This is a genomic window from Paenibacillus sp. JGP012 (genome assembly GCF_014203995.1).
In the GTDB taxonomy this organism is placed as follows: domain Bacteria; phylum Bacillota; class Bacilli; order Paenibacillales; family Paenibacillaceae; genus Paenibacillus; species Paenibacillus silvae.
The window spans coordinates 13,138-24,883 of the sequence record NZ_JACHKG010000025.1 but is presented as its reverse complement, the minus strand read 5'-3'; the positions used below and the strand labels follow the sequence as shown (position 1 = coordinate 24,883).

Below are 11,746 nucleotides of genomic sequence, written 5' to 3'. Positions count from 1 at the left end.
AGCCCTCCTAGCAACAATTTATAACTTTGCGGTTATAGCGAGCAATCGATTGGACAATAATGCAGCCGTTTCCTTCATCAGGGCAATCGCGATCTCGTCCACGTGGCGGTTCCGCCATGATTCCAGAGCCGTTCCTTTTGCCCATTGATTAAATGCTCCCAATGCAGGGCCGCAATGGATTTGAAAATTTACCTTATCCTCCTGCACCCCTTGCATCGCAGCGCGGGTAGAGTAGCCAAAATACCACTTAAACACAAGAGCAAGCTTATGCTTGGGATTACGCTCAGCCTGTTCAATCTCATCGCGAGGCTGATAGGTTTTCACTTCCTCGAACACTTCTTCAAAGCTGCGCTTGAAGTAACGCTCCTGAAGCTGCTGTCTGGTCTTAGAGTCCAGTTCGTCAAGCGAATTAAACTGCCGATAAAGCTCGTATAATTTGTTCGCCCGGGCGGGAAAAAACAAACCTTTTTTCAAAACTTGCACACGTGCTCCGATTTCAAACATATCCCCAGCAGGCGCCGATTCCGTATCCTGCACATTCATTTGGTTCAGCATATCTTTCACTAACGGGCTTGTTCCCGCCTCAACAGTACATTGATTGATAGAGCCCGTTACGATAAAATCGGCTCCTATTACGAACATCGAAGCTGCCGCTCCAGGCGTCCCAATACCTCCTGCGGCTCCGACTCGAATCGGCTTGGCGTACTTATACTCATTCATAATGTCCTTGCGTAGCTCCAGAATAGACGGAAGCAGGGTCAGGGCGACAGCATGGTCCGTATGACCGCCTGAATCTGCTTCGGCGCAAATATCATCCGCCATCGGAATGCTACCGATCAATTCCGCTTCCGTTGCAGTCAACCTGTTCTCCTGGACCAGTTTCTCTACAATGCCCTTGGGCGCTGGGCGCATAAATATCTCCGCGATCTCTGGCCTGGAAATTTTTGCCATAATCTTCTGCGGAGCATTTAACGTGCCATCGGCCATACGGTGAAGACCTTTAGCGCGGAATAAAACTAAAGCCGGCGTAATTCCCATAAAGGCGGAAGCTTCAATGCAGCGTATTCCATGCTCCAGATATAAGTTAGTCAGCTCCATTTCGGCTTCCGGATTGGAGGCATTGTGTAAAAAGTTCATGCCAAAGGGCTCTCCATTGCTAAGCTCTGATTTGATGGAGCGGATCGCGCCTTCAATGCGCTCGCGCTTCAAGCCGCCGGATCCAAAAAAAGATAATATCCCGCTTTTCCCAAGCTTGATGACCATGGCTTCGGATGCGATTCCCTTGTACATCGCCCCTGCGACATAAGTATATGCTGTTCCGTAATCCTCCAGAAAGGAGGGATTACCCAGAGCTTCAGGCTGCACCATCCCTCCCTGTTCTTCCACTGGAGCAGGGGAAATGTGTTCTGGATCGGAAAGCCTAATCGGCTGCGCCTCTTCTCGAATTTTTGACACCAACTTGGTCAAGACCGTGCCAGGTCCGATCTCGACAATTTCCTGCACTCCCTTGCCTAGCAGCACCTGCACGGTTTCTGTCCATTTCACGGAACTTGTTAGTTGTTCTCCCAATAATTGCGCAATATCTTCTTCCGATGGGCTAGGACGAGCGGTCACATTGTAGAGAACAGTGATTTGCGGTCGATGGAAAGCAACAGTGCTCAGAACCGCTTCAAATTCTTTTCTTGCACCTGCCATATAACGCGAATGAAAAGCTCCACTGACGCGAAGCGGCATAGCCAGCTCAGCTCCTTCACGTTCGAATATAGCCTGTGCCACCGTAATATCCTCCTTGGGACCTGCAAGCACAATTTGTTTAGGAGTATTAAGATTGGCAATATCAATAGATTCCAGTCCATAGTCCTGCAATATCTTGCGCACGGAAGACTCCGTCAACCCTACAATCGCCAGCATACCGCCACCCGATATGCGGCTCATCAATTCCCCTCGCTTCTGAACTAGCCGTAGGCCCGTTTCAAAGTCAAATACACCGGCGGCCAACAAAGCATTATATTCGCCCAGACTGTGTCCGGCTACAATATCTGGCTTCCGTCCCGTTTCCATAATGTTTTTTTCATAGAGCAGGGAATTAACCACATAAAGGGCTGGCTGGGTATACTCTGTCTGGTTCAGCTTATGGTCAGGGTCCTCCTGACACAACGTGCGGATAGAATATCCTAAAATAGAATCCGCCAGCACCTCCTTTTCAGGAAATAAATCAAATAAGCCTGTCGCCATCCCTACTTTCTGGGCACCTTGCCCAGGGAAAACATGAGCCAACATAGAAGGATCACCTTTCTTCTTTTTTAGATGGTTGATCGTTTGAGTGAAGTGAATGGAATCTTGATGAAAGGGGGTCATAATGCGAAAACTACTTGATGAGGATTTAGCAGGCAATAATTTGGTCACAAATCCGTTAAGTGTACCTGAAGGACCTAGATCGATATATGTACATGGGGAAAAAAGTTCAATTTCGGCAAATGTCTCGGCAAACAGAATGGGTTGGCGAAGAACATTCCAGAAATGCTGCTGAAAATCTTGATGCTGTACTCTTCTTCCTGTCTGACAAGAATAATAAAGCGTCTGGGGAGACTGGCAATCAAGTTTGCCCAGGAGAGATTGATAAGGCACTTCCAGTACCTTCATTAAATCTGAATGAAAAGCATATCGGACAGGAAGATATTGATATAAGATGCCTTTCGCTCGCAGATGTCTCTCGATCATCCCTAATCCTATACTGTTTCCTGTTACTACAAAATGAGCATCGTGATTCACTCCAGCCAGTTCGCTGTTATGTCTCAGCACCAGATCATACTCATACATTTGAGTATCTGCAAATACAGCCAGCATGCCTCCCTGTGGGCAGAGACGTTCAGTGAGTCCTGCCATCTCCACCAGCAAATCAAGCGCCGCGCCGCGGCCAATTATGCCAGCTGATACCGCAGCGGCTAACTCGCCCATGCTCGCTCCTGCTACAATATCAGGAAAAATCCCCTCCTCGCGCAAAGCCTCGTCCAGCGCATGCTCAACCATAAAAATAGCAGGATGTGTCTCGTGAAGCGAGTCAAACGGAATGCCTCGATATTTTTCGCCATACAGTCTATCGATAACAGAGATACCGCTCGAGGCCAGCACATGCTCGTTCATCTCATCCATTCGAGCTTTGAATATCTTATTTTTTTCATAGAGCTGTTCTCCCATTCGGCGATATTGGGAGCCTTGTCCAGAAAATAAAAATACGATTTTTTCAGTCATATGTTTACCGGGCTCCCTCTGTTTCGACTCTTTCAGAGAATTCCGTATCCAAAACCTCCTCCATATTGTGCAATGAGCTTTTTCTTGGGAGCACAATGGAACAAACGGCATCTCTCTCGACACGAAATGTCAACGCCTTATACTGCGGAAAATTTTTGAATCGGCTCTTCCAAACGTTGGATTCCCGTTCGATCTGATCTATTTCGTATAAAGAAAAATCGGTCATCAAACCGGTTTTCAACACCTTGGATAATGCCTCCTTCGCAGTCCAATATAACAACAGAAGCTCCAAATTACTTGTCGAATATTGCACCAGCCTTTCTCTTTCCGCTACGGTCAACAGCGATCGAATCGATTCTGTTTTGTCAGAACTCAAGGATTCTCCGTTCAACTTTTCGATATCAATGCCCATGGGATGATGCTCAGAAAAGGCCAGCGCAGCGGCATAACAGCCGTTGTGCGAAATACATACCTGCAGATTTTGATAATGCGGAGAAGACACCACAGGAAAATGAAAGATTCCTTCCCCAATGCAAATGTCAGATAAGCTATATCTTTCAATATTTGTGAGGAAACGATTGTAAATGGCATGTTTAGCTGCGTACCTGCCCATCAGATAACTCTCACGTCTCTTGAGCACATGGTATTGCCGCAACCGTTTTTTTTCTTCCACGTGCCAGATAGGAAGGTCTTCCAGCAATGAAGCTTCTGAAAATCGTCCAATATACAAACCTGTTGTGAATCTTTCGTCCTCCCTATAAATCGGGATATGCCTGGATAGAATCGTATGGATATATGACTTTGGGCCCATGAAACTGTTCAGTACGGTTTCGCCATTAGACCGCAGAGTTCACGCCTCCTCATGATGTTTCGATATACAAAAATACAAATATATTACAAAAGCTCTATGTTTATACACTATACTCACCTTGGAGCTTAATTTCAATCTTTAAATTTACACTCACTCCCAGTGAATAATATCTTTTAATTGAAATTTTTGTCGAAATACAACAACTAACCTTAGGGTCACACTGGATTATCTTCTTGCAGAGTGGATCTGATGAAGCTGCAAAAAAATATTAAAAGAATCCTTTGCACAAATCTTGAAGACATCCAAATACCAGGCAGAACCCTTACAAACCCAGAATAATCGTCTAAATTTTGTATACGAATTTTTCAAACATTTCATATTGTGTATTTTATTTTTTGTTTTTAGAGAAGAGTATTCAAAGAATGAAATGGAGTTGTGAAGTGTTACTAAGCTTTTAATAGTGAGGAAAAACTGACGTGTTAACGAAAAACGGAGGAGTTTTTGTTTTGGGAATGCAAATGCATTTGTGCAGCGTAGAAGAGGTGATTTCTAACTTCATCAACAGAAACCCCTCTTCCTTGCCGCAAATCACGAATATTACAGCCGTATTACTTTAAGTCTCATTTTGGGAGATACCCTCTTTCAAAATGCGACCGATCTTTTGCACAAACATGTCCTTTTGAATATTTTCAGGATGGAAAAAGGCAGAGTAGAAAACGATACCGCTTAACATATCAATGATAAGCAGCACATCCACATCGTCTCGAATGTCCTGGCGTTGCTTGCCGCGTTCCAAAATTTCCGCAATGGCGTTCCGTCTTGGCAGCACAAAGTTTTGCAAATAAATGTCTGTCAGATTAGGGCTACTCATAATTGCGCTGAAAAGCTTAGATATACCGTTGACGCCTTGCGATGTGCTCAAGTTTTCAACCATTCGTTCTGTAATTTCCACGACGTCCTGAAATGTGTTCCCGGTATCGGGAACTTTAATATCCTCTGTAATGGAGTTGATAGCTTCCGCAATCAAATCCTCCTTGGTGGACCATCTGCGGTATATCGTCGTTTTGCCTACTCCAGCTCGTTCTGCCACCGCTTCCATGCTTACGCCTTGCATACCAGATTCAAATAACAGATCAAGCACTGCTTTCAAAATCATTTTGTGGGCTTTTTCACTTCTAGGCCGACCTGACCTGCGTTCCGATAAATCTGAAATTTCCATTCTTACTAAATTGGCACCTCCCAATTCTTAATCGCATTTTCAGCTCTGGAGGGCAAAAAGATAATTGTGGCTATCGCACCCAAAATCATGATGCCAGATCCCGTTTCCAGAGCTATACGCATTCCATCGATAAATGCCGAATCCGCCGCTTTGATCAGAATCTCTCCTTGCTCGACAGGAAGCTTAGCAGCAACAGCCTGAGCAACACCAATAGATTGTTTTAGTTTGTCGGTGATTTCCCCAGGGAAAGATGCCATTGCAGCGGAGTCTGACAAGTTATCTTTATATAAAGATGCCACAAGACTCCCCATAATCGCAACCCCGAGCGTTCCGCTCATTTGGCGAAATGCATTATTCACTGCTGTTCCGATGCCCACCCTGTCAATAGGTAGAGCTTCCATCACTGCGTCCATTGCGGGAGCCATCGATACCCCTGTCCCCAGACCTATAATAGCTAGACAAGTAGCAAGATAAGAGTAACTGTCTGAGATCTCCACATTAGAAAATACCCATAGACCTATTGCCATAATGAACAACCCAAGGGAAATGACCCATTTCGAACCGAATTTTTTTACCATAAAATCTGCAAACAATGAACCAACGACAAGGGAACCCATTAAAGGTGTTATTCGAATTCCAGTTTCATAGGCACTATAACCTAAGACAAATTGAACATATTGGGTTAAAAAAAACATCATGCCCATAAAAGCGAACAAGCAAGTACATACCGCAACGGTGCCCCATGAGAACCTTTTATTGGAAAATAAATTCATGTCCAGTAGCGGCTCGCGCACAAACCGCTCCCATATAACAAAAGCAATTAACAGTACAATACCGCCAATATTCGGAACTAGTGTTTCCCAGGCCAGCCAGCCTTTTATCGGAATCTCAATAATGCCATATACAATAGACGCAAGGCCCGTGGATGAAAGCAGCATGCCCACAAAATCGATTCGGGGTGAATGATTGCTCTTCGATTCCGGAATGAGGAACAGACCACCAATTAGGACAATTGTCACAAACGGGACATTAATCCAAAAGACGGAGGTCCACGAGAAATGTTTCAGAAGAAACCCTCCAATGATAGGACCAAGCAACAGCCCTAATCCTGAACCAGCTGCCCAAATCGACGTTGCTTTACTTCTTTCTTCAGATGCAAATATGGTAGGAAGAATGGAGAAGGTCAAAGGCATAATAATAGCTGCACCTACTCCCATAAATGCGCGGGCGATAATCAGGGTTTCAGTGGAGCTGGCATTTGCTGCAACAACCGAAGTTACCGCAAAAATAAACAAGCCAATGAGCAGCATTTTTTTGCGCCCAAAGCGATCTCCAAAATACCCTGCCGGTAGCAGCAGACCAGCGAAAACAAGCAGATAGGAATCTATAATCCATTGCAAATCGGTGGTACTCGCATTAAGCTCACGTGACAGTTCAGGTATTGCAACATTCAATATGGTAGCATCGAAACCGATAACAAGGAGACTGAGCGTAAGTACAGCAAGCGTCCACCATCTCCACTTGTATCCTTTAATTTTATGTTCTATGACTATGCACCTCCACAATTATGATACGATTCGGTATCGTATCGTATTTAAATCCGATTATAGCTCACTCCTTTCCTTTTTGGCAAGCAGAATTTGGAATGGTTTTCCAATAAGGAGCCTCTACAGAGCTCTTCCAAGGATGTTTGACCTCACAGGTTGCTTTCATCGCTAAATGAATATATGTCCTATACGCCTTAGAATTTCTTTAGACAAATGGTTGTACTATGACTGGAGGATTTTAACTACGTTGGCCCAAGCCATATCTCCAATTGCACATGGTCAGCCGCTTGTCTTTAAGAGCAAAACTACCTCATCCTAATTTGGCTCATTCAATTTGTTGTAGCTTCTTAATCATTTTTATTGCCGCTCAAAGTTTGATCATGATTTGAATCAATATCATATGGACTCAAACGAACCCCAAACAGCTCCGATTCATGTGAATTAAAGCGGTTAGGGGTTTTGATTTATTTTTGCTTGCTGCAAATTCACTCTAAACTTAAAAAATTGCGCAATACAGTAATCGGTGCTTATACGGAAATATCCAAACTAACGCACAGATTGGAAAGAGAGCAGGCATTGATTTCAGCATCTTAGCAATTCTGCTGACCTGCTACTTGCCATGTTTTTGGTCGTCGACATGACTTGAAGACTCGCTGCCTGTTGCCGTCGAGACCTGATTCATCGCTATTGATAATGCTGTCACGCCTATGATCTGTACTACTTAGATATACACCTAATCGGCAATGGAAAGATATTCTTGTCCATTTCGGTAATCGGAACAAGTTCTTGTCCTCAGCAGCTAGTTTCAGTCCGACTTTATTACCTAAACACGCGTTAATTACCCCTCTTAATTTGTCAGTTGTCCATAGCATTGTGAACATTTTCATGTATTATGGTACTTAATAAAGCTTTAAGTGTATGTCATCAATACTTAGATATTCATCTAATCGGTAATCGGACTATGTTCTTGTCCATTCCGGCAATCGGTACAAGTTCTTGTCCCTCGACATTATATTTCATTCCCAATCACCTAATAAAGAACCTACGCGTGAACGACCGAATTGAGGATTGTATCAAAATATGATGCAACAGTGAAAAAAGGACGGCGAATTTGCCGTCCCTTTTTCACTCCCCGATTCAATGATTGTCATTGGAGGCAGCTGGTTCAATAACTCCGCTACCATACTTCACAAGCGATGCTTGCAAGATATCCAGTTGTCGGATGATCCGATATCCTTGCCCTGTTCCTAGGGGTTGGAGGATGACCAAACCTAGATGATCCAGAAACTCCTGGAGCTGATCCTTGAACGTGTGATAGTGTGCAACCAAAACTTGGTTGGTTCCGAGCTCCGGCTTCACCTCCAGCACTTGCTGTAATTCATCTACACTGGGCAGGCGTTCATCGGTTATTACCTCACCCTCATTAGGAAAAGCCAAGACAGCCGTTTGCAGCGCACGCATAACCGGACTGGATAAAACCGGTATTTGCAACGGGATTTTTTTATTCCTCAAAATTTCCCCTAACTGCCGCGCCTGTGTTTTCCCCAACTCGCTTAAAGGGTCTTCATCACCATTGCCCCCAACAGGTCTTGCATGGCGAAAGTATAGATTAAAGCCACCCTGAAGCAACAGCGAAAAGGGATCCCCTCTTTTCGCCGGATGCTGAATTATATCCATAGCCCATCTAGTTTTTGAAATTTTATGCTGGATCGGGAGCAAGTTCTGCTGAGACAGCAGACCCTCCATTGTCCGGTGGCTGCTTTCGGCCGCCTCTAATCCTGTCGCCTCTGTCGATATCTCCACGATGGAATTGCCGGCCACCGTCCAGATCTCCACACTCTCTTGAATTCCATCCCATTGCCCCTTATACTTTAGAGCAGTAATTGGGCCTAACACCCTGGTTTCTGTCAAAATGGCGCTAAAGTCGCGTTCTCCCCATTTTTGAGTCTTCAGCATTGGCGGGGCATTTTCATTCAGAATTCCTCTCCACTCATCCAAGTTTTCCTCTTGAACGATCTTTGCTTTTACTTCATAGGAAAGATCAAACGTACGGTCAGCTCCGCTCCAATCAACCTCTTGTTTGTAGGTGGGGTCCTCAAGATTAAATCCAAGCTCCTTTGCATGATCCATTACCTGCTGCAGATCTTGACCCTCAGAAAAGTTAAACCTCTTCTTATAGGTGATTTCCCATTGATCTTTATTCGGTTTCAGCCGGGCACGTAATATCCAATTATCGCGGAAGAAATCCTGTTCTGGCGTATCTATGAAACGGATATCGATCTGTTGCCCCTCCGATTGTTCTAAATGCACAAGCTCTGTGCGCCATGTATGCTTATCCGTAAGCACCTGGTTGGCATCGAGCAGAAACTTGATTTCATACTGCGTGTCTACATTACTCAATGCAAAACCCACTCCTTTCATATATTCACAAAATCCACATGTCGGTAAATTTGTTCCCTAAAAAGCGTTCAAACGCGAGATCAGTGCCCTCAAATCGGGTAGATTGCCAATCCGTTGGCTGGCAGGTCTGCCTGGCGCGTCCTGCTGCGGACTGCCCGTTGTGCGCAGCATCTCCCGCACTATTGCGTAAGGCAGTTGCCTTCCACCGCGTGTAAGATGAATGCTCTGCAAGCATGCCAGAGCTCCAACAACAATTGGAGATGCGCTGGAGGTGCCGCTGAACTGGTCGGTATACCACGAATTCTCGCCGCTGCCCCGTGATAGATCGCCATAACCGGTAGTTGTCACTTCCCTTCCCCAACCTTGCGCGTCAATCACCGATCCATAATTGGAGAAGTCCAATCTGGATCGTGCGGGTCCGTGATTACGACCATGGGTTCCTTTCGGGGGAGCTCCTGCTCCGACAAGAATGGCTCCAGAATCTCTTAAATGTCTGCGGAAGGGATTGATCCAGTTGGGAGGAAAGCCATCTTTGGGCTGGTCGTACATCGGATCATCTAGATTTTCTCCGCCATTCCCCGCCGCCTCCACAACAAGAATCCCTTTAGCAACAGCATATTTTATCGCAGCCAACATATCGGGGTACCATTCAATGGCAATGTATCCCCGTTGATCGGGTCGCCAGACATAATTATAGTGCGGGCCGGGGACATGCATTTCCAGCAGCAAAATGTCGCCGGTCCGCAATTGATCAGCGGCTTTGCGTATCGCTTCCGGGGCGCAAAGCCGGATGGAATCCAGCAGCACGTCGGGGCTGTCCCCTGAGAGCGCGCAGCTTTCGTTCCAGGCGATGCCAGCTATGCGAGCCTCGGGGCAAATCCCTTTAATCCCTTTGGTATCGTGATCCCCGCCCATCACCCCAAGCACGGCAGTTCCGTGATCGTTATAGTCATTCTCCGTACCAATGATACCTTGCTCATTCACCTGCAAATCCTCATGTGAAAAGTTCCATCCGCTTTCAAGATCAATGATCCGCACTCTGTTACCATAACCGCCGGGCAGGGTCCAGGCATAATACGCGTCAATCCCTGTCGGTGCTGCATTTAAATAACCTTGCCGTTCACCGAAATCCGGAGTAGCTGACGGCAAGAGGGATACTTCCTTCTCCCTTTCCACTGCAACAGGGCGTGGAATTTCCGGTTCAGGCCGTACATAAGCACCTTGAATCCGGCTGTCTTGACGCAATTTCTCTGCAATCTGATCCAACTTATCATCGGGAGCGTCGACCCTGTAGAAGATGTGCAATCCTGCCTCGGCCTCGGCCATCTCAGGGGTCATTTCAACAGTCTCTGCTTCTGCTTCCTGTTCCCGCGCAAATAACGGAAGCAGTTGTAAGGTTTCTCCCAGCTCCACAGACAACTCCGACAATAGCGTATGCACTGTAGAAAGCGGCTGTATCAAAGAGCTCTCTGGAGGATTTAATGCACCGGGGTCTGATATAACGATCAGCTCGCGTCTGTTCTCGGGCAAGCGTCCAGCCGCAGATGCCCTACTCATACATTTACCAAGTCGTGTTCGGATTCTGCGGATGCTTGGGGAGATGCGCCGGCTTCCTTCCATTTCAGCACATTGGCGTACACATCACGGTCAATCCGGGTGCCGGAGTTGCTGCCGTTGGCAGCACAACCGCCGTAAGCGTGAATACAAATGACTTGATTAGTCTCACCTAGACATACCGGACCTCCGCTATTACCGCCCATTGTGTCCAGTTTGTAGTATACTTTTCGCGCCTGCACGTCATCGACAATCCCCTTCATGTACCACTGTGTACCGTTTTTATCGGAAGGATAGCCTGTATTCAATATAGGCTTTTGATTGATAGTGTCATTAGGATCATACCTGAAGCCAAAATAGCCAGTGTTGTTGCCTATGGTAGAATTTAGAATGATTGCCCCGTAGTCATACTCCTGATTCCCTTCTTGAATCCAGCCGTTGACGGACCAGAAATGCTCGGTTGTAACCGTGAAACGTCCATAAGGTTCGCGTCTTTCATCTTTACCCGGAATGACAACTATCGATTTATGCCATTTTCTAGTTTCGCTGTCAAATACACAATGCCCCGCAGTAATCACCGTACCCGGACCACATAGCCACCCCGTCCCAACGCCCTGACGTCCATCATCCAGTGTAATAATTAACCGACAGACAGCAGACCAGGGGGATTTCGCCGTATCCATTACTCTAAGCCTGTCATCAAGCTGGCATACGTCCTCTTCATTCGCGAATAGCAGTGACTCAATGGATGGAAGCTGTTTTTCTTCGACATCCACCTCCGCTGTTCCCTGATTGGTGGGAGTACCCGTTCCTTCAAAAGCTTCGGTCTGCGCCGAATCAGCCGCTGTATTGGCAGGGGCGGCTATAACTTCTCCTTTACCATTCACCATAGTATGCAATGTATCAGCCATCTAAATCACTCCTTAAGAATATTTGTACTAATCTAGTTATCCGGCGATTTTT

At 46.0% G+C, this 11,746-nt stretch carries 7 protein-coding genes; all 7 read right to left on the bottom strand.

Annotation, left to right across the window (positions count from 1 at the left end):
- Window positions 1-18: 18 nt before the first annotated feature.
- Window positions 19-3,252, bottom strand: coding sequence for an ACP S-malonyltransferase (gene fabD / locus HNR77_RS23150; protein WP_184189647.1), 3,234 nt, complete (start codon window positions 3,250-3,252; stop codon window positions 19-21).
- Window positions 3,253-3,256: 4 nt separating this feature from the next.
- Entirely contained in the window at window positions 3,257-3,925 is a 669-nt protein-coding gene (locus HNR77_RS30700; protein ID WP_221443972.1) for a 4'-phosphopantetheinyl transferase family protein, read from the bottom strand.
- Window positions 3,926-4,676: 751 nt separating this feature from the next.
- The gene (locus HNR77_RS23140; RefSeq protein ID WP_184189645.1) at window positions 4,677-5,219 is read right to left on the bottom strand and encodes a TetR/AcrR family transcriptional regulator; all 543 of its coding nucleotides are present in this window, start codon (window positions 5,217-5,219) and stop codon (window positions 4,677-4,679) included.
- Between the two features lie 68 nt (window positions 5,220-5,287).
- A complete protein-coding gene (locus HNR77_RS23135) occupies window positions 5,288-6,847 on the bottom strand; it encodes a DHA2 family efflux MFS transporter permease subunit (RefSeq protein ID WP_184189644.1) in 1,560 nt (519 codons plus the stop codon).
- A gap of 1,119 nt (window positions 6,848-7,966) precedes the next feature.
- Window positions 7,967-9,229 (bottom strand): histidine phosphatase family protein, encoded by a 1,263-nt coding sequence (locus HNR77_RS23130; RefSeq protein ID WP_184189643.1) that lies wholly within the window; start codon window positions 9,227-9,229, stop codon window positions 7,967-7,969.
- A gap of 57 nt (window positions 9,230-9,286) precedes the next feature.
- Window positions 9,287-10,786, bottom strand: coding sequence for a S8 family serine peptidase (locus tag HNR77_RS23125; protein WP_184189641.1), 1,500 nt, complete (start codon window positions 10,784-10,786; stop codon window positions 9,287-9,289).
- Window positions 10,783-11,694: a trypsin-like serine peptidase gene (locus tag HNR77_RS23120; RefSeq protein ID WP_184189639.1), complete on the bottom strand. Its 912-nt coding sequence runs from the start codon at window positions 11,692-11,694 to the stop codon at window positions 10,783-10,785. Before HNR77_RS23120 ends, HNR77_RS23125 begins: the two co-directional genes overlap by 4 nt.
- Window positions 11,695-11,746 lie beyond the last annotated feature (52 nt).

Excerpts from the sequence above, each read along its gene's own strand:
- fabD (WP_184189647.1), bottom strand. The coding sequence starts at position 3,252 with ATGACTGAAAAAATCGTATTTTTATTTTCTGGACAAGGCTCCCAATAT.
- HNR77_RS23140 (WP_184189645.1), bottom strand. The coding sequence starts at position 5,219 with ATGATTTTGAAAGCAGTGCTTGATCTGTTATTTGAATCTGGTATGCAA.
- HNR77_RS23125 (WP_184189641.1), bottom strand. The coding sequence starts at position 10,786 with ATGAGTAGGGCATCTGCGGCTGGACGCTTGCCCGAGAACAGACGCGAG.
- HNR77_RS23120 (WP_184189639.1), bottom strand. The coding sequence starts at position 11,694 with ATGGCTGATACATTGCATACTATGGTGAATGGTAAAGGAGAAGTTATA.